The sequence below is a fragment of the Acidipropionibacterium timonense genome (assembly GCF_900605005.1).
Classification (GTDB): Bacteria; Actinomycetota; Actinomycetes; order Propionibacteriales; family Propionibacteriaceae; genus Cutibacterium; species Cutibacterium timonense.
Genome location: NZ_LR027558.1, coordinates 2,004,828 through 2,031,378, shown reverse-complemented (window position 1 = coordinate 2,031,378; position 26,551 = coordinate 2,004,828). Strand labels below are relative to the sequence as shown.

Annotated in this window: 32 protein-coding genes; 25 read left to right on the top strand and 7 right to left on the bottom strand. The window is 67.9% G+C overall.

From position 1 onward, the window contains the following. Positions 1-39 precede the first annotated feature (39 nt). Together fusA and tuf are read left to right on the top strand one after the other, a co-directional pair. Complete coding sequence (fusA, locus tag E0E30_RS09615) at positions 40-2,133, top strand: elongation factor G (protein ID WP_130866085.1); 2,094 nt, start codon at positions 40-42, stop codon at positions 2,131-2,133. A gap of 205 nt (positions 2,134-2,338) precedes the next feature. Continuing rightward, positions 2,339-3,532: an elongation factor Tu gene (tuf, locus tag E0E30_RS09610; RefSeq protein ID WP_130866084.1), complete on the top strand. Its 1,194-nt coding sequence runs from the start codon at positions 2,339-2,341 to the stop codon at positions 3,530-3,532. Positions 3,533-3,690: 158 nt separating this feature from the next. Here the strand turns inward: tuf and E0E30_RS09605 are convergent, their stop codons facing one another. The 5 genes from E0E30_RS09605 to E0E30_RS09585 all read right to left on the bottom strand — a co-directional run bounded on the left by E0E30_RS09605 (position 3,691) and on the right by E0E30_RS09585 (position 10,664). Continuing rightward, positions 3,691-5,415: an alpha/beta hydrolase gene (locus E0E30_RS09605; RefSeq protein WP_459348732.1), complete on the bottom strand. Its 1,725-nt coding sequence runs from the start codon at positions 5,413-5,415 to the stop codon at positions 3,691-3,693. Positions 5,416-5,434: 19 nt separating this feature from the next. Continuing rightward, positions 5,435-5,968, bottom strand: a complete 534-nt coding sequence (locus tag E0E30_RS09600; protein ID WP_130866083.1) for a mycothiol transferase — start codon at positions 5,966-5,968, stop codon at positions 5,435-5,437. An 86-nt stretch (positions 5,969-6,054) separates the two neighbouring features. Next, the gene (locus E0E30_RS09595) at positions 6,055-8,031 is read right to left on the bottom strand and encodes a 5'-nucleotidase C-terminal domain-containing protein (protein WP_130866082.1); all 1,977 of its coding nucleotides are present in this window, start codon (positions 8,029-8,031) and stop codon (positions 6,055-6,057) included. A gap of 116 nt (positions 8,032-8,147) precedes the next feature. After that, positions 8,148-9,830, bottom strand: coding sequence for a glutamine--tRNA ligase/YqeY domain fusion protein (locus E0E30_RS09590; RefSeq protein ID WP_130866081.1), 1,683 nt, complete (start codon positions 9,828-9,830; stop codon positions 8,148-8,150). A 51-nt stretch (positions 9,831-9,881) separates the two neighbouring features. Then, a complete protein-coding gene (locus E0E30_RS09585) occupies positions 9,882-10,664 on the bottom strand; it encodes a class F sortase (RefSeq protein WP_130866080.1) in 783 nt (260 codons plus the stop codon). 166 nt (positions 10,665-10,830) lie between these two features. Between E0E30_RS09585 and gltX the strand changes: the two genes are divergently transcribed. Next, on the top strand, positions 10,831-12,234 hold the full coding sequence (gltX, locus tag E0E30_RS09580) for a glutamate--tRNA ligase (RefSeq protein WP_245306673.1): 1,404 nt from the start codon (positions 10,831-10,833) through the stop codon (positions 12,232-12,234). A gap of 67 nt (positions 12,235-12,301) precedes the next feature. On the opposite strand, the gene E0E30_RS09575 is transcribed toward gltX, so the two are convergent. Beyond that, complete coding sequence (locus E0E30_RS09575; RefSeq protein WP_130866078.1) at positions 12,302-12,802, bottom strand: hypothetical protein; 501 nt, start codon at positions 12,800-12,802, stop codon at positions 12,302-12,304. Between the two features lie 677 nt (positions 12,803-13,479). On the opposite strand from E0E30_RS09575, the gene rpsJ reads away from it, so the two are divergent. The 11 genes from rpsJ to rpsQ are packed head-to-tail and all read left to right on the top strand — an operon-like array spanning position 13,480 to position 19,053. Next, on the top strand, positions 13,480-13,791 hold the full coding sequence (gene rpsJ / locus E0E30_RS09570; RefSeq protein WP_130866077.1) for a 30S ribosomal protein S10: 312 nt from the start codon (positions 13,480-13,482) through the stop codon (positions 13,789-13,791). Between the two features lie 11 nt (positions 13,792-13,802). Continuing rightward, positions 13,803-14,474, top strand: a complete 672-nt coding sequence (gene rplC, locus E0E30_RS09565; RefSeq protein WP_130866076.1) for a 50S ribosomal protein L3 — start codon at positions 13,803-13,805, stop codon at positions 14,472-14,474. Continuing rightward, positions 14,471-15,364: a 50S ribosomal protein L4, sunset domain variant gene (rplD, locus tag E0E30_RS09560; RefSeq protein WP_130866075.1), complete on the top strand. Its 894-nt coding sequence runs from the start codon at positions 14,471-14,473 to the stop codon at positions 15,362-15,364. The genes rplC and rplD overlap by 4 nt, the downstream gene beginning before the upstream one ends. Beyond that, positions 15,361-15,669 carry a 50S ribosomal protein L23 gene (rplW, locus tag E0E30_RS09555; RefSeq protein WP_130866074.1) on the top strand — a complete coding sequence of 103 codons (309 nt, stop codon included), beginning with the start codon at positions 15,361-15,363 and terminating at the stop codon, positions 15,667-15,669. The genes rplD and rplW overlap by 4 nt, the downstream gene beginning before the upstream one ends. 20 nt (positions 15,670-15,689) lie before the next feature. Next, complete coding sequence (gene rplB, locus E0E30_RS09550; protein ID WP_130866073.1) at positions 15,690-16,526, top strand: 50S ribosomal protein L2; 837 nt, start codon at positions 15,690-15,692, stop codon at positions 16,524-16,526. A 15-nt stretch (positions 16,527-16,541) separates the two neighbouring features. Continuing rightward, positions 16,542-16,823 carry a 30S ribosomal protein S19 gene (rpsS, locus tag E0E30_RS09545; protein ID WP_130866072.1) on the top strand — a complete coding sequence of 94 codons (282 nt, stop codon included), beginning with the start codon at positions 16,542-16,544 and terminating at the stop codon, positions 16,821-16,823. An 18-nt stretch (positions 16,824-16,841) separates the two neighbouring features. Then, positions 16,842-17,306, top strand: a complete 465-nt coding sequence (rplV, locus tag E0E30_RS09540) for a 50S ribosomal protein L22 (RefSeq protein WP_130866071.1) — start codon at positions 16,842-16,844, stop codon at positions 17,304-17,306. 1 nt (position 17,307) lies between these two features. Continuing rightward, the gene (gene rpsC, locus E0E30_RS09535; protein WP_130866070.1) at positions 17,308-18,123 is read left to right on the top strand and encodes a 30S ribosomal protein S3; all 816 of its coding nucleotides are present in this window, start codon (positions 17,308-17,310) and stop codon (positions 18,121-18,123) included. Positions 18,124-18,125: 2 nt separating this feature from the next. Continuing rightward, positions 18,126-18,545, top strand: a complete 420-nt coding sequence (rplP, locus tag E0E30_RS09530) for a 50S ribosomal protein L16 (RefSeq protein ID WP_130866069.1) — start codon at positions 18,126-18,128, stop codon at positions 18,543-18,545. Beyond that, entirely contained in the window at positions 18,545-18,778 is a 234-nt protein-coding gene (gene rpmC / locus E0E30_RS09525) for a 50S ribosomal protein L29 (RefSeq protein WP_130866068.1), read from the top strand. Before rplP ends, rpmC begins: the two co-directional genes overlap by 1 nt. A gap of 2 nt (positions 18,779-18,780) precedes the next feature. Beyond that, positions 18,781-19,053: a 30S ribosomal protein S17 gene (gene rpsQ, locus E0E30_RS09520; protein WP_130866067.1), complete on the top strand. Its 273-nt coding sequence runs from the start codon at positions 18,781-18,783 to the stop codon at positions 19,051-19,053. A gap of 121 nt (positions 19,054-19,174) precedes the next feature. Here the strand turns inward: rpsQ and E0E30_RS09515 are convergent, their stop codons facing one another. Beyond that, positions 19,175-19,849, bottom strand: a complete 675-nt coding sequence (locus tag E0E30_RS09515; protein WP_130866066.1) for a trimeric intracellular cation channel family protein — start codon at positions 19,847-19,849, stop codon at positions 19,175-19,177. A gap of 937 nt (positions 19,850-20,786) precedes the next feature. Between E0E30_RS09515 and rplN the strand changes: the two genes are divergently transcribed. The 11 genes from rplN to E0E30_RS09455 all read left to right on the top strand — a co-directional run bounded on the left by rplN (position 20,787) and on the right by E0E30_RS09455 (position 26,545). Beyond that, entirely contained in the window at positions 20,787-21,155 is a 369-nt protein-coding gene (rplN, locus tag E0E30_RS09510) for a 50S ribosomal protein L14 (protein ID WP_130866065.1), read from the top strand. Further along, a complete protein-coding gene (rplX, locus tag E0E30_RS09505; protein WP_130866064.1) occupies positions 21,156-21,524 on the top strand; it encodes a 50S ribosomal protein L24 in 369 nt (122 codons plus the stop codon). It begins immediately after the preceding gene. Further along, entirely contained in the window at positions 21,521-22,159 is a 639-nt protein-coding gene (rplE, locus tag E0E30_RS09500; protein ID WP_130866063.1) for a 50S ribosomal protein L5, read from the top strand. The genes rplX and rplE overlap by 4 nt, the downstream gene beginning before the upstream one ends. Positions 22,160-22,166: 7 nt before the next feature. Next, positions 22,167-22,352 (top strand): type Z 30S ribosomal protein S14, encoded by a 186-nt coding sequence (locus E0E30_RS09495; RefSeq protein ID WP_130866062.1) that lies wholly within the window; start codon positions 22,167-22,169, stop codon positions 22,350-22,352. 210 nt (positions 22,353-22,562) lie between these two features. Further along, complete coding sequence (gene rpsH / locus E0E30_RS09485) at positions 22,563-22,970, top strand: 30S ribosomal protein S8 (RefSeq protein ID WP_130866061.1); 408 nt, start codon at positions 22,563-22,565, stop codon at positions 22,968-22,970. A gap of 31 nt (positions 22,971-23,001) precedes the next feature. After that, the gene (gene rplF, locus E0E30_RS09480; protein ID WP_130866060.1) at positions 23,002-23,544 is read left to right on the top strand and encodes a 50S ribosomal protein L6; all 543 of its coding nucleotides are present in this window, start codon (positions 23,002-23,004) and stop codon (positions 23,542-23,544) included. A gap of 2 nt (positions 23,545-23,546) precedes the next feature. Further along, positions 23,547-23,930, top strand: coding sequence for a 50S ribosomal protein L18 (gene rplR, locus E0E30_RS09475; RefSeq protein WP_130866059.1), 384 nt, complete (start codon positions 23,547-23,549; stop codon positions 23,928-23,930). A 23-nt stretch (positions 23,931-23,953) separates the two neighbouring features. Next, the gene (gene rpsE / locus E0E30_RS09470; protein WP_130866058.1) at positions 23,954-24,604 is read left to right on the top strand and encodes a 30S ribosomal protein S5; all 651 of its coding nucleotides are present in this window, start codon (positions 23,954-23,956) and stop codon (positions 24,602-24,604) included. After that, positions 24,601-24,783, top strand: a complete 183-nt coding sequence (rpmD, locus tag E0E30_RS09465; RefSeq protein ID WP_130866057.1) for a 50S ribosomal protein L30 — start codon at positions 24,601-24,603, stop codon at positions 24,781-24,783. The genes rpsE and rpmD overlap by 4 nt, the downstream gene beginning before the upstream one ends. A gap of 2 nt (positions 24,784-24,785) precedes the next feature. Beyond that, entirely contained in the window at positions 24,786-25,226 is a 441-nt protein-coding gene (gene rplO / locus E0E30_RS09460; RefSeq protein ID WP_130866056.1) for a 50S ribosomal protein L15, read from the top strand. 335 nt (positions 25,227-25,561) lie between these two features. Beyond that, entirely contained in the window at positions 25,562-26,545 is a 984-nt protein-coding gene (locus E0E30_RS09455) for an ABC transporter permease (RefSeq protein ID WP_130866055.1), read from the top strand. Positions 26,546-26,551: the final 6 nt, after the last annotated feature.

Below are 26,551 nucleotides of genomic sequence, written 5' to 3'. Positions count from 1 at the left end.
CGCCCAGACCACTCACCCTAAGATTCGAGGTTGAACACAGTGGCCACCACTGATCTCAGCAAGGTTCGCAACATCGGCATCATGGCCCACATCGATGCCGGCAAGACCACCACGACCGAGCGCATCCTCTACTACACCGGAAAGTCCTACAAGATCGGCGAGGTGCACGACGGCGCCGCGACGATGGACTGGATGGAGCAGGAGCAGGAGCGCGGCATCACCATCACCTCCGCCGCGACGACGACCTTCTGGCACGACACCCAGATCAACATCATCGACACCCCCGGGCACGTCGACTTCACCGTCGAGGTGGAGCGCTCGCTGCGCGTCCTCGACGGCGCCGTGGCCGTGTTCGACGGCGTCGCCGGTGTCGAGCCGCAGTCGATGACCGTGTGGCGTCAGGCGGCCAAGTACGGCGTCCCGCGCATCTGCTACGTCAACAAGCTCGACCGCACCGGTGCCTCCTTCGACCACTGCGTCAAGACGATCAAGGAGCGCCTGCACGCCATCCCCGTGCTGCTGCAGCTGCCGGTCGGTGCCGAGGACCAGTTCATCGGCATCATCGACCTCGTCGAGATGAACGCCAAGCTGTGGCGCGGTGAGACCGAGCTCGGTGCCCACTATGAGACCGAGGACATCCCGGCCGACATGAAGGACGCCGCCGAGGCCGCCCGCGCGGAGATGCTCGAGACCGTCGCCGAGAACGACGAGGAGTTCATGGAGCTCTACCTCGAGGATCCCGAGTCGGTGACCATCGAGCAGCTCAAGGCCGCCATCCGTCGTGGTGTCCTCGCCTCGGCCTTCACCGCCGTCACCTGTGGCACCTCGTTCAAGAACAAGGGTGTGCAGCCGCTGCTCGACGCCATCGTCGACTACCTGCCGTCCCCCCTCGACGTGCCCGCCATCGACGGCTTCAAGCCCGGCGACGAGTCGGTGACCATCGAGCGTCATCCCTCCGACGAGGAGCCGCTGTCGATCCTGGCCTTCAAGATCGCCTCTGACCCGCACCTGGGCAAGCTCACCTTCGTGCGCATCTACTCCGGCGTCCTGCACGCCGGCGACCAGGTGCTCAACGCCACGAAGGGCAAGAAGGAGCGCATCGGCAAGATCTACCAGATGCACGCCAACAAGCGTGAGGAGATCGACTCCATCGGCGCCGGCATGATCTGCGCCGTCATGGGCCTCAAGGACACCACCACCGGTGAGACCCTGTGCGACCCGGCCAACCCCATCATCCTCGAGTCGATGACCTTCCCGGCCCCGGTCATCGAGCAGGCCATCGAGCCGAAGTCGAAGGCCGACCAGGAGAAGCTGGCCAACGCCATCCAGCGTCTCGTCGAGGAGGACCCGACCTTCCGCGTCCACACCGACGAGGAGACCGGCCAGACCATCGTCGCCGGCATGGGCGAGCTCCATCTCGACGTCTTCATCGACCGCATGAAGCGTGAGTTCCACGTCGAGGCCAACATCGGCAAGCCCCAGGTGGCCTACCGCGAGAACCTGCGCAAGCCGGTCGAGAAGTTCGAGTACACGCACAAGAAGCAGACCGGTGGTTCCGGCCAGTTCGCCCGCGTCATCATCGCGATCGAGCCCCAGGAGCCCGGTTTCGGCTACGAGTTCGTCAACGCCGTCACCGGCGGCCGCGTCCCCAAGGAGTACATCCCCTCGGTCGACGCCGGCGTCCAGGAGTCCATGCAGTTCGGCGTCCTGGCCGGGTACCCCGTCGAGGACATCAAGGTCACCCTCCTCGACGGCGCCTACCACGAGGTCGACTCCTCCGAGATGGCCTTCAAGATCGCCGGTTCGATGGCCTTCAAGGAGGCTGCCCGCAAGGCCAACCCCGGCCTGCTGGAGCCCCTCATGGCCGTCGAGGTGACGACCCCCGAGGATTACCTCGGTACCGTCATCGGCGACCTCAACTCGCGTCGTGGACAGATCCAGGAGATGACCGACGAGCACGGCAACAAGGTCGTGCGCGCCCTCGTCCCGCTCTCGGAGATGTTCGGCTACGTCGGCGACCTGCGGTCGAAGACCTCCGGGCAGGCCTCGTACTCCATGGAGTTCCACTCCTACGGTGAGTGCCCGGCCAACGTCGCCGAGGAGATCATCGCCAAGGCCAACGGCGGCAAGTGACACCTGGATCGTCACCCCTGAGGTGATGGCCTGAGCCTGTCGGGGCGCCCTCCGGTTTGACTGGGGGCGCCCCGATGAGCAAACTTGGATGAGTTCCCTGACCTCTGGTCGGGGGCCGTCCAGAAAGACGTCCGTGGGATCCACCCACGGATTCCCACACAGACGCGCCCCGCGCACAGCGGGCGACATTCCAGAAGGAGCCCCAGTGGCAAAGGCCAAGTTCGAGCGGACCAAGCCGCACTGCAACATCGGCACCATCGGACACATCGACCACGGCAAGACGACCCTCACCGCGGCGATCTCCAAGGTGCTGCACGACAAGTTCCCGGACCTCAACGAGGAGTCGCCTTTCGACCAGATCGACAAGGCCCCCGAGGAGCGCCAGCGCGGCATCACCATCTCGATCGCCCACATCGAGTACCAGACCGAGAAGCGTCACTACGCGCACGTCGACTGCCCCGGGCACGCCGACTACGTGAAGAACATGATCACCGGTGCTGCCCAGATGGACGGCGCCATCCTCGTGGTCGCCGCCACCGACGGCCCGATGCCGCAGACCCGTGAGCACGTCCTGCTCGCCCGTCAGGTGGGCGTCCCCGCCATCGTCGTCGCCCTCAACAAGTGCGACATGGTCGACGACGACGAGCTCATCGAGCTCGTCGAGATGGAGGTCCGCGAGCTGCTCACCGCCCAGGAGTTCGACGGCGACAACTGCCCCGTCGTCCGCATCTCGGCCTTCCAGGCCCTCCAGGGCGATCCCAAGTGGACCCAGTCGATCCTCGACCTCATGGACGCCGTCGACGAGTACATCCCGCAGCCCGAGCGTGACCTCGACAAGCCGTTCCTCATGCCCATCGAGGACGTCTTCACCATCACCGGCCGCGGCACCGTCGTGACCGGTCGTGTGGAGCGCGGCGTCGTCCGCACCTCCGAGGAGGTCGAGATCGTCGGTATCCACGACAAGACCCAGAAGACGACCGTCACCGGTGTCGAGATGTTCCGCAAGATCCTCGACGAGGGTCGCGCCGGTGAGAACGTCGGCGTCCTGCTGCGTGGTACCAAGAAGGAGGACGTCGTGCGCGGCATGGTCCTCTGCAAGCCGGGTTCCACCACCCCGCACACCGACTTCGAGGGCCAGGTCTACGTGCTGAAGAAGGAGGAGGGCGGCCGCCACAAGCCGTTCTTCTCGCACTACAGCCCGCAGTTCTACTTCCGCACCACCGACGTCACCGGCACCGTCGAGCTGCCCGAGGGCACCGAGATGGTCATGCCCGGCGACAACACCGACATGACGGTTCACCTCATCCACCCCATCGCCATGGAGGAGCAGCTGAAGTTCGCCATCCGCGAGGGTGGCCGTACCGTCGGCGCCGGCCGCGTCACCAAGATCCTCAAGTGACGTCCTGAGAGATCCGCGACAGTGCCCGTCCCGCAAGGGGCGGGCACTGTGACGTTGTACGGGGGAGCGGGGCGCATCCCGCCGTCGTGGTGCGCAGGGCGCGCCCGGGCGGCGTGCGCCGGTCCGAGGGGCCCCCGGGAGGCATGGGCTCCGGCCGATCAGCGCTCGTGGGTCGTGCGTGGGATGGCGTCGATGATCGCCTGTGTCGGCACCTCGCGGTCGATGTCGAGGACCTGACGCCAGACCTCGACGAACTCCCCGTGATAGTTGTGCCCGTGACCGCCGGCGGTCGACACCGACACCGCCATGTCGGCGGTGACCTGCCAGAAGGTCGACCACGGCGTCCACGAGATGGCCGGGTTGACGTCCTCACCGGCCCGTTCGCGGATCCAGTCGGGCTCGGCCCAGATGAGGTCGGGGGACCACCAGACGACGGGGTCGGAGGCGTGCTGGAGATAGGCGATCCGTGGGCCGCTCCACGTCGCGTAGGGGGCTCCCCAGTGGTCATGGGAAAGTTCGTCGGCAGAGGTGGCGAACCGGATCGACCGGCCGTTGTCGATGACCGGGGCGATCTGCGGTGACCCACGGCGTCGGGAGGTGGTGAGGCTCTGCCAGATCGGGGTGAACCCGGGCGTCCCGGCCCACACCGCTCCGTCGACCTTCGCCTGCATGTCGGCGGCGTCCCGGAAGGCGGCCTGACCCCCGTAGGAGCCCAGGGAGACGCCGCTGACGTAGAGCTTCGGACGGGTCGCCGGGTCGAGGGTGGCCCAGTAGTCGTGGATGACGGAGAAGAGCGCGGTGGCTCCGTCGCGGGGCGAGTCACGGTCGAGGAGGAAGGCCCCGACGCTGCCGAGGTAGCTGTACTGCATGGACGCCGTCGCGCAGTCGCCGTCGGTGAGGTACTCGACGGCCGCCACCGACCACTCCTCGAGCCAGCCCGACCCGGTGCCGTTCTGGACGACGAGGACCTTGCGCCCGAAGGCGCCGGTGCGCAGCAGCTCGGCCAGGACCCCGTGGGCCTCCTGGGTGAAGCTGCGGCCCGACGCCAGACCGGCGTAGACCCGGATGGGCTCCTTGGCCGGTCGGCCGGTCACCGCCTCGATCTGGGCTGCCGTGGGGCCGTTGGCGACAACCTCCTGACCCTGACGGCCCAGGGAGGACCAGCTCTCCAGGGATCCGGGCCCGCCCGAGCGCAGGGAGGACGTCGGCGCCGCGAGCCCCGGTGCGGTGGTGTCGTTGATGCGTTGCATCTCGTGGGCCACGGCGTTGGCGCCCACGCGCACGACGACGTTGTTCGTCGCCCACAGCACGATCGCCAGGGCGAGGACGACGACGAGCCCGGCCAGGATCGGCTGGGCGATGAGTCGGTGGACGCCGTTGTAGAGCCGGTGCACCCCGTGGCCGACGGCGCGGCCGGCCATGACCATTCCGACCAGACACACCAGGCCGGTGGCGACACCGATGGTCTGGACGAACCAGACGCCGCGCGGTAGTCCGACGGTGCGGGTGAGGGCTCGCTGTTGCTGGATGCTCCAGAACCACATCCACGTCGTCATCGCCGCCAGGACGAGGTAGCCGGTCCACCGCAGCCGGCGCACCGCCACGGGGGAGGCGCTCACCCGCAGATCGATGACATCGGCGAACCAGCGGCAGAGCGCGCCGATGAGGGCGCCGAGCAGGTAGAACAGGAGGCTCGAGCCGGCGACGTTGAGCATGAGCATCCACCACGTCCGTGGCACGAGGCTCGGGGTCAGCGCGGTCCACAGACCGAAGAGACCGGTGACGAGCCCCACGACGGAGGCATGACGCAGCACCCGCTGGGCCAGGTCGCGTCCCAGCGGCGAGTGGGCCGGACGTCGTCGTCCGGCCTCGTCGATCGCCACGGTCACCGACTCCCCGCTCTCAGGCCGCGCGCGGGGCCATGCGGTCGACGACGCCGCGCAGGTACGCTGCCTGTCCCAGGTGCTCGAGGCAGTCGACGAGGATCGAGACGATGCGCACCTGGAGGGTGACCGGGGGATCCCAGTGTCGGTCGACGACTCGCGCGAGGTCGTCGTCCGTGAGCGGTTCGATGAGGGTGGCCAGTTCCTGGCAACAGGCCAGCAGGTAGTCGTGCAGGTCGGCCACCGGGGCAACGACGTGGATGACGTCGGCAGGGTCCTGACCGTAGCCGATGGCCCCGGCCCCCAGGCGGCCCACGGGCAGCGGCAGGTGGAGCCTGGGCGCCCACTGGGTCCACAGTTGCTCCCCGCCGAGGGCGTCATGGATCTGCGCGTCGATGCAGCGGCCCGAGTGCCACAGCAACCAGCAGATGGTGTTCGTCCCCGGCACGATCTGGAATCGAGCCGTCTCCTCGGACAGATCCGTGCACACCTCGTTCGCCGAGCTGACGAGGCGTGACAGGAGGTCCTGGAGGACGATGGTGGTGTCGTTCATGGCTTCATGCTCGCACGTCGGGGGAAAGGGTGGGACCCCCGGCCACGGGGAGGGCCGGGGGTCCCGTCGTGATGCCGAGGGGAGACTCAGACGCCGGTGTGCGGCAGTCCGGGCCTTCCGGGCTGGCTGGGCTTTCCGGGCTGGCTGGGCTTTCCGGGCTGGCTGGGCTTTCCGGGCTGGCTGGGCTCGCCGGGCTTGCTCGGGGTGCCGGGGTTGGTCGGCGTCGGGGTCGGCGTCGTCCCGTCCCCGGCCGGCCAGGTCTCGCCGGTGGTGGTGAGGAACCAGTCCTTGACGAAGAAGTCCTTGGGGTCGATCGTGCCCGCCTTGGAGGCGGAGTCGATGAGGAGCTGCCGGATCTCGAGGATCTCGTTCCACACGACCGGGGCGGAGGTGACGTGCGGGTATCCGCCGCCGCCGTTCATCCGGTAGTTGTTGATGGCCATGATGAACTTCTGGTCATCGGTGACCGGCTTGCCCTGCCAGCTCAGCCCGAGGATCCGCTGACCGACAGGCTTGGAGATGTCGATGGAGTACGTGACCCCGGTGACGGCGTCGTAGTTGTAGTCCCAGATGGTCTTGCCGTCGACGACGGCCTGGGTGTCGCCGCCGTCGGCCTGCGGGGCCGGGTTGACGGTGGCGCCGGGGGACACCTGACGGAAGTATCGGGCCGAGTACTCGAGGTAGTCACGCAGCTGGGCCCCGGTGAGCTCGATGCCGGCCAGGGTGTTGTCGAAGACGTACAGCCCGGCGATGTCCTTGATCTTGACGTCGCCCTGCGGGAACGATGCCGTGCGCGAGAAGGGCGAGACCTGGGCGATGACCGGGATGCCCTCGTACTTGGTGCCCTTGAGCTTGTCGGCGACCGTCCTGGCCTCGACCGAGCCGATGAAGTCGAGGATCGGGGTGTCCTCGACCATCGACTTCTCGGTCGACATGGCCGTGGTCGACTTCGCGACGACCGAGTTGACGTACGAGACGGTCGCCTTGTGGTCGGTCGCGAGGACCGGGTCGGAGGCGAAGGAGGAGTCCTCGGCGACGTCCCGGGTGTACTTGGCGGTGGCCCAGGTCGCGACCGAGCCGTAGTTGACGGCGGCCTTGCCGGAGGCGAAGCTCAGCGGGATCCTGACGTCGGAGACCGAGCGGGCCCAGTAGTCGGGCTGGGTGATGAGGACCTTGTGCCCCGAGGCGCCGTCGACGACGGTCGAGACGACGTCCTGGTGGGTGTGGCCGTCGATGACGACGTCGACCCCGTGCACCTTCTGGGCGATCGAGGTGGCGGCGTTCTCTGGCAGGTTCTTGTAGATCGGGGACGGGTTGGTCTCGTCCAGACCCATGTGCGCCAGGACGACGACGACATCGGCCCCGGCGGCACGCAGCGAGGCAGCGTACTGGTCGGCTGTGGTCACCGGGTCGAGGAAGTCGACCTTGCCGTCGAGGTTCGCCTTGTCCCACACGGCCGAACCGGGGGTCGTCACGCCGACGACGCCGACCTTGACCTGATGGCCGGCGACGGTGCGGGTGAGCATCGTCGTGGCTCCGTCGAGGGGCTTGCCGGTGGCGGTGTCGACGACATTGGCCGCCAGCAGAGGAGCCTTGAGCTGCTTGGCGAAGGAATCGAGTCGGCCCAGACCGTAGTTGAACTCGTGGTTGCCGGTGTTGACGGCGTCGTAGCCGATGAGGTTGAAGGCGCGCGCCATGACGTCCTCGGAGGCGAGCGTGTCGGGCTGCTTGGCGGCCAGGTAGGTCAGCGGGGTGCCCTGGAGGATGTCGCCGTTGTCGAGGGTGACGACGGAATCGGCCCCGCGCTGGGCGCGGACGTCCTTGACGATGGTCGAGACCCGGCTCATGCCCAGGGGCGCCGAGCTGGAGCCCTTGGTGCTGTCGGCGAACGCGGCGTCCTTGAAGTAGTCCCAGTTGAAGACGTGGCCGTGGATGTCGGTCGTCGAGAGGATCGTGAGGTCGCCGGAATCGGTCGGGGCGGCCTGGGCGGTCGACGTCATGGGCGACGCCGACAGGCCCATGGCCACTGCGGCGCCGATGGCGGCCAGGTGGCGCAAGCGCATGGGAGGGCTCCTGTGAGTCGGGTGTGCAGGCGGACGTCTGCGACCCTCATCATGGCGCCCACAGGTGCATTCTGCATGACCATCGGGTGTGTTTCTCGTGACGTCTTGGTGGACGCTCAGCCCTTGCGCTTCTGGAGCTGGGCCCACTCGTCACGCAACCCCACCGTCTGGTGGAAGAGCATCGGCGTCGTCGGGTCGGCGGCGAAGTACCCCAGGCGCTCGAACTGGACCACCTCCCCCGGGGCGGCGTCGGTGAGCGCGGGCTCGACCCGACAACCCGACAGCACCTCGCGGGAGTGCGGATTGAGGTCGTCGAGGGCCTCGCCGGTGCGCTGACCGGGGATCTCGGCGGTGAAGAGACGCTGGTACAGCACGACTGTCGCCTCGGCCGCGGTCCCGGCGCTCACCCAGTGCATAGTCGACTTCACCTTGCGGCCGTCCGGAGCGTTGCCGCCGCGGGATTCCGGGTCGTAACTGGCGTGGACCTCGACGACCCTCCCCTCGTCGTCCTTGACGACGTCGGTGGCGGTGACGAGGTAGGCCCCGCGCAGTCTCACCTCACGGCCCGGGGACAGTCGGAAGTACTTGGGCGGCGGGACCTCACGGAAATCGTCGGCCTCGATCCACAGGGTGCCGCTGAACGGGACCTTCCGGGTGCCGTCGGCCTCGTTCTCGGGATTGTTGGTGAGCTCGAAGTGCTCGACGACGGGTTGCCCCTCGTCGTCGGTGGGCCAGCCGTCGAGGACGAGCCGGAGCGGGTGGAGCACGGCCATCCGCCGCTGGGCGGTGGCGTTGAGGTCGCGGCGGACGAAGGACTCGAACTCCTCGATGGCCTTGGTCGAGGTGTTCTTCGTCGTGCCGACGGCGGTGCAGAACTCGCGGATGGCGCTGGCCGGGTAGCCGCGGCGCCGCATTCCGCGCAGGGTGGGCATGCGCGGGTCGTCCCACCCCTCGACGACGCCGTCGTCGACGAGCTTCTTGAGTCGGCGCTTCGAGGTGATGGTGTGGGTGAGTTCGAGGCGGGCGAACTCACGTTGCTTGGGGGCGGCGCCCTCCAGCGGGAGTTGGTCGAGGAACCACTCGTACAGCGGACGGTGGCTGTTGAACTCCAGCGAGCACAGGGAGTGGGTGACCCCTTCGATGGCGTCGGACTGTCCGTGGGCCCAGTCGTAGGTGGGGTAGATGCACCAGTGGTCACCGGTGGCGTGGTGGCTGAGATGACGGATGCGGTACATGACCGGGTCGCGCAGCCACATGTTCTCGCTCTGCATGTCGATCCGGGCACGCAGGCAGCGCGACCCGTCCGGGAACTCGCCGGCGCGCATCCGCTCGAGCAGGTCGAGGGACTCGGCGGCCGGGCGGTCGCGGAAGGGGCTCTCGACGCCGGGCCGGCCGTAGCCTCCGCGCTGGGCGGAGATCGTCTCGCCGTCCTGGTCGTCGACGTAGGCCTTGCCCTGTTCGATGAGGTACCGGGCCCAGGCGTAGAGCTGGTCGAAGTAGTCGGAGGCGTGCACGACGCGACCGGGGGTGTAGCCGAGCCAGGCGATGTCGTCGATGATCGACCGGACGAACTCGGGCTCCTCGGTGCCCGGGTTCGTGTCGTCGAGGCGCAGGTTGCACACCCCGTCGAAGTCCTCCGCGACGCCGAAGTCGGTGACGATGGCCTTGGCGTGGCCGATGTGCAGGTAGCCGTTGGGCTCGGGTGGGAAGCGGGTCTGGACACGACCGCCGTAGGTTCCCGCCTCGACGTCCTCACGGACGACGTCATGAATGAAATCCGACCCGGTCAGCTCTGCCATGGGGCGAACCCTATCGAACCTCGACGGCCGGTGAGGTGGGGGTGGTTCGGCTCAGTGGTACGTCGCCGTGGCGGTGTAGACCTCGCGGGAGTCCCACTCGCGGGTGCGCGGGTTCCAGTCCCAGCAGATGAGGATCCCGATCCTGGGAGCCCCCGAGCTGCTGTAGATGAAGTTCTCGTCGGCGCTGGAGTAGGAGGAGACCCAGATCTTGCGGGTGCCGCTCACCCGGTAGCAGAGGGTGCGCGAGCCGTCCGAGACCCGGATGAGGGCGCCCGGGCGCAGCCCGGCATGGATGGCATTCCCCGTCGCCCCGCCGGCATGGTAGGTGTGCGTCATGAGCAGGGACAGACCCTGGCCCGAGCCCGGGGCGGCGCTCGAGCGGTACCAGGTGAAGTTCTCGTTGTCGCTCAGCGGGGGAGCCTTGGGTGCCCCGTCGGACCCGCGCCCCACCGGGGTGACGGAGGCATGGACCCCGATCGACGGGATGCGGATGCTCGAGGGAGTCAGGGCTCCACCGGTCGTCGCACAGGAGGCGGTCGAACCGGAGTCCCCGGATCCCGAGCCGTCGGAGGCGCCGTTCCCCGAGGTGCCGGCACCGGAGGTCGACGAGGCCTTCGCAGGGCTGGGGGTCGGGCTGGAGGACGAGGGCGTCGCCAAGCTCGCCGCGGCCGAAGGGGTCGCCGGGAAATGGGGTTGGGCGGTCGTGAGGCGTCCTCGTCCGAGGACCCAGACCATGACGATGCCGACGACGAGCAGGACGGCCAGGGCCGAGACCGTGGCGACGACGGTGCGACGGTCTCGGTGGTCCGGTGTGGGGCGTGGGGGCTGGCTCACGGGGCACACCCTAGATGCCGGAGGGGCCATGGTCCGCACACCGAACTGTCGTCGTGTCGGCCGGCGTCGATAGTCTTGGGCCATCATGACTGACACCGCAGCTCGCCCCGCCCGTACCCGCGTCGCCCCCTCGCCCACCGGTGATCCTCACGTCGGCACCGCGTACATGGCCCTCTTCGACAAGGCGTGGGCGCGTCGTACCGGCGGGCAGTTCGTCCTGCGGATCGAGGACACCGACCGCAACCGGCTCGTCGAGGGGTCCGAGCAGCAGATCTACGACACCCTGGCCTGGCTCGGGCTCGACGCCGACGAGAGCCCGTTGGTCGGCGGGCCGTACGCGCCGTACACGCAGTCGGAGCGGCTCGACACCTACCGTCCCTTCGTCGACCGGCTCATCGAGTCCGGTCACGCCTACCGGTGCTGGTGCTCCCAGGAGCGGCTGGCCCAGTTGCGTGCCGAGCGGGCGGCGGCCAGGTCGCCGGAGACCGGGTACGACCGGCTGTGCCTGGGCATGACCGAACAGGAGCGGGCCGAACTCCCCGGGTTCACCCCGACCCCGGTGGTGCGGATGCTCGTCCCCGATGACGTCGAGCTCACCTTCGACGATCTCATCCGCGGCCAGATGCACGCCCCGCACCCCGATGACCAGGTCATCCTCAAGGCCGACGGCTTCCCGACCTACCACCTGGCCGTCGTCGTCGACGATCACCTCATGGGCATCGACACGGTGGTGCGCGGTGAGGAGTGGATCTCGTCGACCCCCAAGCACCTGCTGCTGTACCACTGGCTCGGCTGGCAGGCCCCCCGGTTCGCCCACATGCCACTGCTGCGCAACACCGACAAGTCGAAGATCTCGAAGCGCAAGAACCCCGCGGCCAGGCTGCTGTGGTTCCGCGAACAGGGCTACCTGCCCGAGGCGCTGCGCAATTTCCTCCAGCTGCTGGCCTACCCGCCGGTCGCCGAGGGGCAGGAGGTCGAGTCCTTCGAGTCCTTCGTCGAGCGCTTCGACTGGGCGAACATCTCGACCGGCGGTCCGGTCTTCGACGTCACCAAGCTCGACTGGCTCAACAGGACGTACATCCGCTCTCTGTCGGTCGACGATCTGGCCGACCGGATCATCGACCACGCCCGTGGCGCCGGCCAGCTCGACGGCGTTGACGAGGCCGGGCTGGAGCGGATCCGGGCCGGCGTCCCGCTCATCCAGGAGCGTCTCACCCTCCTGTCGGAGGCCGTCCCGAAGCTGCGGTACCTCCTCGTCGGCGACGACGAGCTGGAGTTCGACGCCGACTCGGTGTCCAAGCTCAAGGAGGACGCCCCACAGGTGCAGGCCGCCGCGATCGAGGCCCTCGAGGGACTCGACGAGTTCGGTGCCGACGCCGTCCAGGCCGCCCTCCGGGCCAGCCTGTGCGAGGGTATGGGGATCAAGCCGAAGTTCGCCTTCGCCCCGGTGCGGGTCGCCGTCACCGGCTCCCGGGTGTCGCCGCCGCTGTTCGAGTCGATGGAGATCCTCGGGAAGCCTTCCACCCTGGCCAGGATGCGTCGGTTCGCGGAGGTCCTGGCCGCCCGCTGAGATGACCGGGTCAGCAGGCGGCCGACGGGTCCGGTCCACTCCCGGACCAAGTGCGACGCCTGTGGGATCAGAGGGACTGTGCGGTGGCCTTCACCGACGTCCCGTCGACGACGGCCGTGGCCGACACCGAGGCGTCGGTGCCATAGTCCTTGCTCTTGTACTGGCTCGTCGTGAAGGAGAGCGGCGTGACGGTGATCTGCATATTGCCGGAGGTCGTGTACTGGCCCCGATACGTGAACGAGTACTGGGTGCCCGACGAGCTGAGCACCCACGCTGCAGTGTCGTAGCGGCTAATGGTCAGCCCGCTGGCCGGAAGGGTGAAGGTCATGACGAGGTTCGAGACGGTCCCGGTGGCCGGAGTGACGACAGCGGTGAACGAGTCGAGGCTCAGGGACACCCAGTTGTTGCCGCTTGCCTTCTTCGTGCCGCCACTGACCTCAAGGGTGGGCGTGGAGGCGGCGAACGCGGGCAAGGTCGAGGCGGCCACGACCGCCGGGACCGACCAAGCGAGCCCGGTCGCCACGGTACGCCGCGAGATGGAGCGATTGTTGTCGACGGCATCAACCATGGGATTCTCCTGACGGGAAACGAAAATCATCCGTGACGTACTGTACGGGAGCCGGCGCGACAACGCCAAGTGAAGATCTCAAGGCGTGATCGACTGTTCACTCAGGCGTATGGGATTTCACCAAAGTCGACCGTCGGACATACCGCGGGCTGCGCCGGGTGCCGGAAGGATCGGCCCGCGCGCCGGGCCGGCGGGCCACGCGGGTTCGTCACCGTCGGGATTTGGTCGCCCCGAGGATCTGTGACAGACTGTTCCAGTTGCTCCGAACAGGGCACCGGTGCGTCGCGCCCCGGCCCCAGGGATCCGTCCCCGGGATCCGGACGTGGGGGATCGTGGCCCTGACCACGTCAACGACGAGGTACCGCCACCACGGCGGATCCGCGTCGGTGGAGACCACCTGGCAGGGGTCCCTTCGGCAGTGCCGACAAATCCACAGTGTTCACGGTCTGGTTCTGGTGAAGCTGCGGTCTGCGGCGCCCTCGAAGTGCGACACGCCCGACCACGGGGGTCGGTGGCAGGGGCGACGGGAGCCCCTGTGGATTCCTTGACCGAGGAGTTCACCGTGGATCTACAACACGGGGTGCGTGCCACGCGCAGCCCATGCCGGAACCCTCTGGGCGTGCCAGGTCGGAGAACCCGACTCGGACATGCGACAGGGACGAGTAGAAGGAACAACTGTGGCGGGACAAAAGATCCGCATCAGGCTGCGGGCCTACGACCACGAGGTCATCGACTCGTCGGCGCGCAAGATCGTCGACACGGTGACCCGGACGGGTGCGAAGGTCGCCGGCCCGGTGCCGCTGCCGACCGAGAAGAACGTGTTCTGTGTGATCCGTTCGCCCCACAAGGACAAGGACAGCCGCGAGCACTTCGAGATGCGCACCCACAAGCGGCTCATCGACATCCTCGACCCGACCCCCAAGACGGTCGACTCGCTCATGCGACTCGACCTGCCGGCCGGCGTCGACATCGAGATCAAGCTTCCGTGAGGTTGAGCACCATGACCAATGAACGCACTGTCAAGGGCGTGCTGGGCACCAAGCTCGGCATGACCCAGCTCTGGGACGAGCAGAACCGACTCGTCCCCGTGACCGTCATCCAGGCCGGTCCCTGCGTGGTGACCCAGGTGCGCACCCCCGAGACCGACGGCTACTCCGCCGTCCAGCTCGGCTTCGGCGCCGTCAAGGCCAAGAAGGTCACCAAGCCCGAGGCCGGGCACTTCGCCAAGGCGGGCGTGACGCCGCGTCGTCACCTCGTCGAGCTGCGCACCGCCGACGCCTCCGAGTACACCCTCGGCCAGGAGATCACCGCCGACATCTTCGCGGCGGACGACTTCGTCGACATCACCGGCACCAGCCGGGGCAAGGGCACCGCCGGTGTCATGAAGCGTCACGGCTTCGGTGGTCTGCGCGCCACCCACGGTGTGCACCGCAAGCACCGCTCGCCGGGCTCCATCGGCGGCTGCTCCACGCCAGGCAAGGTCATCAAGGGCCTGCGCATGGCCGGTCGCATGGGCGCCGAGCGCGTCACCGTCCAGAACCTCGAGGTCCACTCGGTCGACGCCGAGCGCGGGCTCATCCTCGTCCGGGGTGCCATCCCCGGCCCGAAGGGGTCCCTCGTCGTCGTCCGCAGCGCCGCCAAGAAGGCCGCCAAGAATGGGGATGCCGCATGAACGAGACCAAGACCATCGACGTCGTCAACACCAAGGGCAAGAAGGCCGGCTCGGTCGACCTGCCCGGTGAGGTCTTCGACGTCGACATGAACATCCCGCTCGTCCACCAGGTCGTCGTGGCCCAGCTCGCCGCAGCCCGTCAGGGCACCCATGCGACGAAGACCCGCGGCGACGTGTCCGGCGGAGGAAAGAAGCCGTGGCGTCAGAAGGGCACCGGTCGTGCCCGCCAGGGCTCCACGCGCGCCCCGCAGTGGGTCGGTGGCGGTACGGTCCACGGACCGCAGCCCCGCTCCTACGCCCAGCGCACCCCCAAGAAGATGGTCGCCGCCGCCCTGCGCAGCGCCCTGTCCGACCGCGCCCGTGACGGCAGGATCGTCGTCCTGAGCTCCCTGGTCGAGGGCACGACCCCGTCGACGAAGTCCGCCAAGGCCGTCCTCGGTGCCGTCTCCGACATGTCCAAGCTGCTCGTCGTGCTCGACCGCTCCGACGTCACCTCGTGGCTGTCGGTGCGCAACCTGCCGTCGGTGCACGTCCTGTCGGTCGACCAGCTCAACACCTACGACGTCGTCAACGCCCGCACGGTCGTCTTCACCAAGGCCGCCCTGGACGCCTTCCTCGGGGACGCCCCGCAGGTCGCCGTCGAGGACGAGGTTCCCGAGACCGACGTCGCCGAGCTGCACCCCTTCGGTGCCGACTCCTTCCGCGGTGACAACCCGCCCGCCGGGTTCGACATCAAGGGCAACGAGGACTCCATGAAGTTCCACACCCCGACGTCCCCCTGGTACGGCCGCACCATCGCGGAGATCTGGTTCCGCACCGCCGAGGCCGCTGAGGCCGCCGGCTTCGTCAACGCCGTCAAGAACGACTCCGACAAGGAGGACGCCAAGTGAGCGAGCTGAAGATCCGCGACCACCGGGACATCATCCTCGCCCCGGTCGTCTCCGAGAAGAGCTACGGGCTCCTGGACCAGAACACCTACACGTTCCTGGTCAAGCCCACCGCCAACAAGACCGAGATCAAGATCGCCATCGAGGAGATCTTCGGCGTCAAGGTCACGTCCGTGAACACGATGAACCGCAAGGGCAAGACCCGCCGGACCCGCTACGGGCTCGGCAAGCGTCCCGACACCAAGCGCGCGATCGTCACGGTGGCCGAGGGTGACCGGATCGACATCTTCTCCGGCCCCGTCGCCTGAGCGAGAGACAAGGAATTCCTATGGCTATCCGAAAGCACAAGCCGACCACCCCGGGCCGCCGCGGCTCGAGCGTGTCGGACTTCGCGGAGCTCACCCGCTCCACGCCTGAGAAGTCCCTGCTGGTCTCCAAGCCGAAGACCGGCGGACGCAACAACACCGGCCGCATCACCACCCGTCACATCGGTGGTGGTCACAAGCAGGCCTACCGTCTCATCGACTTCAAGCGGTACGACAAGGACGGCGTGCCGGCCAAGGTCGCTCACATCGAGTACGACCCCAACCGGACCGCGCGCATCGCCCTGCTCCACTACGCCGACGGCGAGAAGCGGTACATCATCGCCCCCAACGGCATCGCCCAGGGAGTCGTCGTCGAGTCAGGCCCCGAGGCCGACATCAAGCCCGGCAACAACCTTCCGCTGCGCAACATCCCGGTCGGCACCACGGTGCACGCCGTCGAGCTGCGCCCCGGTGGCGGGGCCAAGATGGGTCGCTCCGCCGGAGCCTCCGTCCAGCTTGTCGCCCGCGAGGGCAAGTACGCCACCCTGCGCCTTCCCTCCGGTGAGATGCGCATGGTCGACGTCCGCTGCCGCGCCACCATCGGCGAGGTCGGCAACGCCGAGTACTCGAACATCAACTGGGGCAAGGCCGGACGCAGCCGCTGGAAGGGCATCCGCCCGACCGTCCGTGGCGTCGTCATGAACCCGATCGACCACCCGCACGGTGGTGGCGAGGGTCGCACCTCCGGTGGCCGTCACCCGGTGAGCCCCTGGGGCAAGCCCGAGGGCCGCACCCGCAACAAGAACAAGGCGAGCAGCCGTCTCATCGTGCGTCGCCGCAAGTCCGGCAAGAAGCGCTGATTGGGAGTCTGAGACATGCCACGCAGTCTGAAGAAGGGCCCCTTCGTCGACGAGCACCTGGCCAAGAAGGTCGATGCGCAGAACGAGGCGGGCACGAAGAACGTCATCAAGACCTGGTCGCGCCGCTCCATGGTGACCCCCGACATGATCGGCCACACCATCGGCGTGCACGACGGTCGCAAGCACGTCCCGGTCTTCGTCACCGAGTCGATGGTCGGGCACAAGCTCGGCGAGTTCGCCCCGACGAGGACGTTCAAGGGTCACGTGAAGGACGACAAGAAGGCGCGCAGGCGCTGACGAGAGGGAAGCTGATTCATGAGCACCAATGAGAGCCGACCGAGCCGTCGCGCCGCCCTGCTCGGGGATCGTCCCGGTTCGTACGCCATCGCGCGTCACATCCGGATGAGCCCGACCAAGTGCCGTCGCGTCGTCGACCTGGTCCGCGGCATGGACGCGGCCGACGCCGTCGACATGCTCAAGTTCGCGCCGCAGGCCGCGGCCGAGCCGGTCCGCAAGGTCATCGCCTCGGCCATGGCCAACGCCGAGCAGACCGAGGGTCTGCGCGGTGACGACCTCTACATCTCCCAGGCCTTCGTCGACGAGGGTGTGACCATGCGTCGCATCCGGCCCCGCGCCAAGGGATCGGCCAGCCGCATCCTCAAGCGCGGCAGCCACATCACTGTCGTCGTCGAGCCCAAGGACGCCCGCCCCGAGCCCAAGAAGGCGAAGAAGGGCCGTCCTGCCACCACCGTCAAGACCGAGACCGAGAAGGGAGCCTGAGATGGGCCAGAAGATCAACCCCCATGGTTTCCGTCTCGGTGTGACGACCGATCACAAGACCCGCTGGTACGCCGAGAAGCAGTACGCCGAGCTCGTGGGTGAGGACGTCAAGATCCGCGAGTGGCTCAAGAAGAACCTTGAGCGCGCCGGGATCTCGTCCGTCGAGATCGAGCGTCGCTCCGAGCGCGTGACCATCTTCCTCTACGCCGCTCGCCCGGGCATCGTCATCGGGCGCAACGGTGCCGAGGCCGAGCGGGTCCGCGGTGAGCTCGAGAAGCTCACCGGCAAGCAGATCCAGCTCAACATCCTCGAGGTGAAGAACCCCGAGACCGACGCCCAGCTCGTCGCCCAGGGCATTGCCGAGCAGCTCGCCGCCCGCGTGGCCTTCCGCCGCGCCATGCGCAAGGCTCAGCAGTCCGCCATGCGCGCCGGTGCCAAGGGCATCCGCATCAAGTGCTCCGGCCGTCTGGGCGGCGCCGAGATGAGCCGTTCCGAGGGTTACCGCGAGGGCCGCGTGCCTCTGCACACCCTGCGTGCCGACATCGACTACGGGTTCTTCGAGGCCCGGACGACCTTCGGCCGGATCGGCGTCAAGGTGTGGATCTACAAGGGTGACGTCACCGGGACCCGCGCCGAGCGTGCGGCCCAGAAGGCGGCCCGCCAGGCGAACCAGGGCAACCGTGGTCCCCGTGGAGGCGCTCGTCGCGGTCGCGGCGATCGTCCGGATCGCGGAGGACGCCGTCGCACCGAGGCCGCCCATGGCCCCGAGGGCCAGGCCGAGGCCACTGCCCCGCAGACCGAGAACGCAGGAGCCTGAGAATGCTGATTCCTCGTCGTGTGAAGTACCGCAAGCAGCACCACCCCAAGCGGACCGGTGCTGCCAAGGGTGGGACCCAGCTCGCCTTCGGCGATTACGGGATCCAGGCCCTCGAGGGTGGCTACCTGACCAACCGTCAGATCGAGGCCGCTCGTATCGCCATGACCCGCTACATCAAGCGTGGTGGCAAGGTGTGGATCGACATCTACCCCGACCGCCCCATGACCAAGCACCCCGCCGAGTCCCGCATGGGTTCGGGCAAGGGCACGCCTGAGTGGTGGATCGCGAACATCAAGCCGGGCCGGGTGCTCTTCGAGCTCTCGGGTGTGCCGGAGGAGGTGGCCCGTGAGGCCATGCGTCTGGCCATCCACAAGCTGCCGATGAAGACCCGTTTCATCTCTCGTGAAGGTGGTGCCTACTGATGGCAAAGCTCAAGGCTGCTGAGCTGCGTCAGCTCTCCGGTGAGGAGCTGCGCGGCAAGGTCCGCGACCTCAAGGAGGAGCTGTTCGGGCTGCGTTTCCAGTCGGCGACCGGCCAGCTCGAGGACTCGGCTCGTCTGCGCGAGGTCCGCAAGGACATCGCCCGGATCTACACCGTGCTCCAGGAGCGCAACCTCAACATCGTCGACGACCCTGACACCCAGAAGGAGGCGTGACCATGAGCGAGAACACTGCTGAGCGGGGGACCCGCCGCAAGGTGCGCGAGGGCGTCGTCGTGTCCGACAAGATGGACAAGACGATCGTCGTGGCGGTCGAGGACCGCGTCAAGCACCCGCTGTACGGCAAGGTCATGACCAAGACCATCCGTCTCAAGGCCCATGACGACAAGAACGAGGCCGGCATCGGCGACCGCGTGCGGGTCATGGAGACCCGTCCGCTGTCGGCGACCAAGCGCTGGCGTCTGCTCGAGATCGTCGAGAAGGCCAAGTGATCTGACGATCTGACGACACGGCCCGTCCCTTCGGGGGCGGGCCGTTCGTCGTCGTGTGCAGTCTCGTCCCTTCGGGGGCGGGCCGTTCGTGTTCCTTGGAAGCCGGACGGTGCCCGGCCGCTCACTCGTCGCGTCGGCGCACCCTCGCCGGGATCCTTGCGCGCAGCCGTCGTGCCTCCCAGCCCTGCCAGTCCTGGGGGAGGACCCAGCCGCGCCAGCGGGCGACGAGGACGAAGGCGGCGCCGAAGACCGTCGCCACGAGGACCGCCGGGCCGGGCAGGCCGAGCCGGGCCATGACGACGTAGAGGGCCGAGCCGGCGATGGCGCAGGTGGCGTAGAGGGTGTTGCCGCCGAAGACGCTCGGCACCCGGCGCACGGCGATGTCACGGATCGCCCCGCCGCCGACCGCGGTGATGGTGCCCATGAGGATCGCCGGCAGCCAGTGCAGCCCCTGGGCGAGGGCCTTGGAGGTTCCCGCCACCGCCCAGGTTCCCAGGGCGACGGCGTCGATCGTCGGCCAGACGAGGTCCCAGGTACGCCGGCTGATCCGGGCCAGGTAGCACAGGAGGCACCCGGCCATGGACACGACGAGGTAGGTGGGGTCGGCCAGGGCCGAGGGGAGTCCGTGCTGGAGCAGGACGTCGCGCAGCATTCCGCCACCCAGACCCGACAGGACGCCGAGGGTGAGGAAACCGATGGCGTCCAGGCGCTCCTTCCGGGCGATCATCCCGCCGAGGATGGCGTTGGCGAAGACGCCGACGAGATCGAGGATGCGAATGGCTTCGGCGATGTCCATGGCGTCCCTCCCGGCGTTCTGGGTCTGCGGCCGTCGGCAGGATACAAGGGCCGGTGGGGGAGCGTCCGGTCGCGCCGGTCGTACGTCCGGGCGGGTCCCCACGGACGGGCTGGTTCCACGCTGGGCGCTTCGGGACGGGCCGGCCTCCAGGTCCGGTCTCGACGCCCGGGCCGGTCTCCGGGGCGGGCCGGCCTCCAGGTCCGGGGTGGCCTCCATGCCCGGGAGCTCCATGTCAGGGGCCTCGATACCCGAGGGCTGCATGCTCGGGGTGGCCTCGATACCGGGGGCTGCATGCTCGGGGTCGCCCCGATGCCCGGGGGCCTCCATGCCTCTGTCGGGGGTGACGTTGCGCCGGAAACGGTCAGCGTCGGGCTCTCGGGGGTGACGTTGCTCCGGAGGATGCACGTTGCTCCTGGTATTTCGGGCGCTGGGTGCAGGTTCTGGCGCCAGGTGGGTTGGGGTTGGTGGTTTCCGGAGCGGAGTGGACGTCCTGGCGCCAGGTCGGTTCCCAGCGGTGCCGGGGTCTCCGCTGGCCGCTTGGGTGCCGGGGTCTCCGCTGGCCGCATGTTGCCGGGATGCCTGCTGGCCGCCAGCGGTGCCGGGTGTCCGCTGGTCCCCATGGGTGCCGGGGTGTCCGGTCGGCCCGCCCCGATGAGGGCCGCGCCTCGGGGATGCGTCGGGAGACCGGTGAGGTGCGCTCGAGGGTGATCCGGGGACCCCTCCCAGGATTCGCTCCCAGGTCGGATCTGAGGTATGCTGACCAAGTTGCCCTGCGACTGTGCCCGCGCTGACGCTCCTGCTGACGCGCTGTGGGACCTCTCGCGGGCGATGCCGCGTGCCCCCGAGGTACGGGCTGCCTCCTGGCAAAATCCAGGAGGTTCGATTCGAACAGTTCCACCAGGCCCCACGGGGAACCAGCGGGACGAAGGAGAAATCAATGATCCAGCAGGAGACGCGACTCAAGGTCGCCGACAACACGGGTGCGAAGGAACTTCTGTGCATCCGTGTTCTCGGTGGATCCAAGCGTCGCTACGCCGGGCTCGGTGACACCATCGTGTGCACCGTCAAGGACGCCATCCCCGGCGGCAACGTCAAGAAGGGCGAGGTCGTCAAGGCCGTCGTCGTCCGCACCGTCAAGTCGCACCGTCGCCCCGACGGCTCGTACATCCGTTTCGACGAGAACGCCGCGGTGATTCTCAAGAACGACGGCGAGCCCCGCGGCACCCGCATCTTCGGGCCGATCGCCCGTGAGCTGCGCGACCACAAGTTCATGCGCATCATCTCGCTCGCCCCGGAGGTGATCTGAGTGAAGTCCCTCAACATCCGCAAGGGTGACCGAGTCAAGGTCATCGCCGGCAACGACAAGGGCACCATCGGTGAGGTCCTGTCGGTCGACCCGGCCCGTCAGCGCGTCGTCGTCTCGGGTGTCAACATCCGCAAGCACCACCGTCGTGACATGCCGAACGGTCAGGGTGGCACCACCAAGGGCGGCATCATCAGCGCCGAGGCCCCGATCCACGTGTCGAACGTCCAGCTCGTCACCAAGATCGACGGCAAGGACGTCGTGACCCGCGTCGGCCATCGCCGCGTGGACGTCACCAAGCGTCGCTCCGACGGCTCCGAGTACGCGGCCCAGCGCAGCGTCCGTTACCTCAAGAAGGAGGAGTCCAAGTGAGCACCGACGCCCCCGAGAAGACGACGCACGAGCTGCCCCGCCTCAAGAAGCGCTACCGCGAGGAGATCGTCCCGGCGCTCCAGGAGGAGTTCAAGTACGCCAACCCCATGCTCATCCCCGGTCTCGAGAAGATCGTCGTGAACATGGGTGTCGGTGACGCGGCCCACGACTCCAAGGTCATGGACGGCGCCATCCGCGACATCACGGCCATCACCGGTCAGAAGCCGCAGGTCACCAAGGCTCGCAAGTCCATCGCCCAGTTCAAGCTGCGCGAGGGTCAGCCCATCGGCTGCCACGTCACCCTCCGTGGTGACCGGATGTGGGAGTTCGCGGACCGCCTGCTCACCCTGGCGCTGCCCCGTATTCGCGACTTCCGCGGCCTCAACTCCAACCAGTTCGACGGCAAGGGCAACTACACCTTCGGTCTGTCGGAGCAGGTCATGTTCCTCGAGATCGACCAGGACAAGATCGACCGCGTCCGTGGCATGGACATCACCTTCGTGACGACCGCCGCCACCAACGAGGAGGGCAAGGCGCTGCTCAAGCACCTCGGCTTCCCGTTCAAGGCCAAGGACGATCCGAAGAAGGCGCGCGCCAAGCGCGGCCCGGCCTACTACGCCAAGAAGAAGAAGTGAGGCTCTGATGGCCAAGACAGCTCTCAAGGTCAAGGCGGCCCGCACCCCGAAGTTCGGTGTGCGCGCCTACACCCGCTGCCAGCGCTGCGGGCGCCCGCACTCGGTCTACCGCAAGTTCGGTCTGTGCCGCGTGTGCCTGCGTGAGATGGCTCACGCCGGCGAGCTCCCGGGCGTCACCAAGTCGTCCTGGTGATCGTCAGGTCGTCGTCGGGCGATCCCGACGACGACACCCACGTGGCCACCACCACGGGGACCGGGGACCGCTGCGAGCGGTCCGGCGGTCCGGGGCCACAGGCCCACGGCGGACGGCGTCCGCCACCCCACACCTGTACGACGCACCAGGTCCGACCCGGAGGATGAAGCCGGGGCCGGAAACCGGTGCGAGAAAGAGGCCGAAGCAGCCATGACCATGACTGATCCGATCGCAGACATGCTGACCCGTCTGCGCAACGCCAACTCGGCGTTCCACGAGTCGACGAGCATGCCCCACTCCAAGATCAAGGCCGGAATCGCCGAGATCCTCAAGGAGCAGGGCTACATCGCCGACTACATCGTCAGCGAGCCCAAGGAGGGAGAGGTCGGCAAGACCCTCACCCTCACGCTCAAGTACGGCGAGAACCGCGAGCGTTCCATCGCTGGCGTCCGCCGCATCAGCAAGCCCGGACTGCGCGTCTACGCGAAGTCGACCGCCCTGCCGAAGGTCCTCGGTGGGCTGGGCATCGCCATCATCTCGACCTCCCAGGGTCTCCTGACCGACCGTCAGGCCCATGAGAAGTCCGTGGGCGGGGAAGTCCTCGCCTACGTCTGGTGACCGGCAACGAGACAGTAGTAAGGAGTAAGTAATGTCGCGCATTGGCAGGCTCCCCATCACCGTCCCGTCCGGTGTTGAGGTCAAGCTCGATGGGCAGGACGTCGAGGTGAAGGGTCCCAAGGGCACCCTCAGCCTCACCGTCGCCAAGCCCATCGCCGTGAGCAAGGACGAGGAGGGTCAGCTCGTCGTGAGCCGCCCCGACGACGAGCGCCAGAACCGCTCGCTGCACGGGCTCACCCGCACCCTCATCAACAACATGGTCATCGGTGTCACCGATGGCTACGAGAAGAAGCTCGAGATCCAGGGCGTCGGCTACCGCGTCCTGTCCAAGGGCCCCAAGCAGCTGGAGTTCAACCTCGGCTTCTCGCACCCGGTGATCGTCGACGCCCCCGAGGGCATCACCTTCGTCGTGGAGAACCCGACCCACTTCTCGGTGCAGGGCATCGACAAGCAGGCCGTGGGCGAGGTCGCCGCGAACATCCGCAAGATCCGCAAGCCCGAGCCGTACAAGGGCAAGGGCGTCCGCTATCTCGGCGAGAACGTGCGCCGCAAGGTTGGAAAGGCAGGTAAGTGACGATGGCAAGCTCCCTGAGTGTTCGCAAGAACCTGGCTTCCCGCGCCGCCGCTCGTGCGCGTCGTCAGGCCCGCGGCCGCAAGAAGATCTTCGGATCGGTCGAGCGTCCCCGCATGGTCGTCACCCGTTCGGCGAAGCACGTCTTCGTCCAGGTCATCGACGACGTCGCCGGTCACACGCTGGCCTCGGCCTCCACCATGGAGCCCGAGCTGCGGGCCATGACCGGGGACAAGTCGGCCAAGGCCGCCCGCGTCGGCTCCCTCATCGGGGAGCGGGCCAAGGCTGCCGGCGTCGAGAAGGTCGTCTTCGACAAGGGTGGCAACCAGTACCACGGGCGGATCGCAGCGCTGGCCGATGCGGCCCGCGAGGCCGGTCTCGACTTCTGACCACGAAAGGTAAGTGAGCAACGATGAGTGGAACCCAGCGCCGCGGTGGCGGTGCAGGTGGTGAGCGTCGTGGCCGTGACGACCGTCGTGGCCGCAACAACAACGAGCGGGAGGCGAGCCAGTACCTCGAGCGGGTCGTCGCCATCAACCGCGTCGCCAAGGTCGTCCAGGGTGGACGTCGCTTCAGCTTCACCGCGCTGGTCGTGGTGGGCGACGGCGAGGGCACCGTGGGTGTCGGCTACGGCAAGGCCAAGGAGGTGCCCGCGGCGATCGCCAAGGGTGTCGAGGAGGCCAAGAAGCACTTCTTCAAGGTGCCGCTGGTCGGTCGCACCATCACCCACCCGGTGATCGGTGAGAAGGCCGCCGGCGTCGTCCTGCTGCGCCCGGCCTCGCCCGGTACCGGTGTCATCGCCGGTGGCTCGGCCCGCGCGGTCCTCGAGTGCGCCGGCGTCCAGGACGTCCTGGCCAAGTCCCTCGGCTCGTCCAACGCCATCAACGTCGTCCACGCGACGGTCGAGGCGCTGCAGCAGCTCGAGGAGCCCGAGCAGGTCGCCCGTCGCCGCGGCATGTCGGTCGAGCAGGTCGCCCCGGCGGCCCTGCTGCGTGCCCGCAAGGAGGCCGACGAGGCCGCCGCGGCCGCCCGCGTCGAAGAGAAGGCGGGGGCCCAGCGATGAGCAAGATCAAGGTGACCCTGCACAAGTCCGGCGTCAATGCCAAGCCGAAGCACCGCGAGACCCTGCGCACCCTCGGGCTGCGTCGTCCCGGTGACTCGGTCGTGAAGGAAGACCGTCCCGAGATCCGGGGCATGGCCAACGCCGTGCGCCATCTCGTCACCATGGAAGAGGTGGACTGACCATGGCCATTCAGCTGCATGACCTCAAGCCCGCCCCCGGAGCCAATCGTCCCCGCACCCGCGTGGGCCGCGGTGAGGGCTCCAAGGGCAAGACCGCTGGCCGCGGCACCAAGGGCACCGGGGCGCGCAAGAACGTGCCCGAGTGGTTCGAGGGCGGCCAGATGCCTCTGCACATGCAGATGCCGAAGCTGCGCGGGTTCAAGAACCCGTTCCGCACCGAGTACCAGGTCGTCAACCTCGACAAGCTCGCCGCGCTGTACCCCAAGGGTGGCACGGTGACCGTCGATGACCTCGTCGCCAAGGGCGCGGTGCGTGACAACGCGCTCGTCAAGGTGCTCGGCACCGGCGAGATCACCGTCAAGCTCGAGGTGTCCGTGGACGCCTGGTCGAAGTCGGCCAAGGAGAAGATCGAGAAGGCCGGCGGCAGCCTCACGGCACGCTGACCGGTGACGCCGAGGCAGCTCGGCGACACGCCACGCAGGGCGAGAACTCACAAGGAGTTCTCGCCCTGCCGCGGTTTCCGTGAAGATCTGAGCGCGGATTGCCGTGGAATGTCACGATTCTGTTTCAGTCGGTAGGCGTAGGTGAGTTCGTGTGTAATATCAGCCCCAACGTTGGGTCCGGTGCGTCCGGATCCGACGCGTCACCCGCGGTCAAGGGCCTGCTGGCAAGGTCGGCGTCCTGGGCCATGGGGGGGTTGACGAGCCGACCGAGTGTGCCTGCAGCGGCGCGGTGAGGGCTTCCCCAGGGTGAGACCGACATCCGAGAAAGGACGCTCGTGCTCAAGTACTTGCTGCGACGTCTGGTCAACTACGTTGTGTTGCTCTTCATTGCCGTGTCCCTGGCCTATCTGGTCGCTTCCGCTGCACTGGACCCGCGCAATGCCTTCGACCGGACGAACCCCAAACTCAACTGGGCTGCCGTCAACCAGACGCTGACCCAGTACAACATCAACCCCGAGACCAACATGTGGGTGCGCTACGAGCGCTGGCTGCGGATGGTCTTCCTCCATTGGAACTGGGGTTGGACCCCTCACGGTGACTCCATCAACTCCCTGCTCAGCACACGCATCGGAGTGTCCCTGCGACTGGTCACCCTGGGAACGATCATCGGCATGGTCGGTGGCGTCCTCGTCGGCGCCTGGTGCGCGGTCCGCCAGTACAAGTGGTCCGACCGCATCGTCTCGTTCATCTGCCTCCTGCTCATCTCGACCCCGACGATGGTGTTGGCGGTCCTCCTGCAGATGGGTGCGACGAACTTCAACCAGGCCACCGGGACGCAGTTCTTCCAGTTCATCGGTGAGACGGGTGCCCATGGGGACTACTTCGGTGCCGCGCTGCTGAGCCGGGCCCAGCACCTCCTGCTGCCGACGATCTCGCTGTCGGCCCTCAGCCTGGCCAGCTACTCGCGGTACCAGCGCAACCTCATGCTCGACACCCTCGGCGCCGACTACGTGCGCACCGCCCGGGCCAAGGGCCTGCGCAAGGGCAACGCCGTCCGCCACCACGCGCTGCGCAACGCCATCATCCCCATGGCCACCTACTTCGCCTTCGGCGTCGCCCTCATCTTCACCGGTGCCGCGGTCACCGAGCAGGTCTACGCGTGGAACGGGATGGGGTCGTACTCGGTGCAGTCGATCCAGCAGCAGGACATCAACGGAACGGTGGCCGTCGTCGCCTTCTCCGGGGCCTGCACGCTCACCGGCGCACTGTTGTCCGACATTCTCATCGCCATCATCGATCCCCGTGTCCGGGCGCGGTGAGGAAGG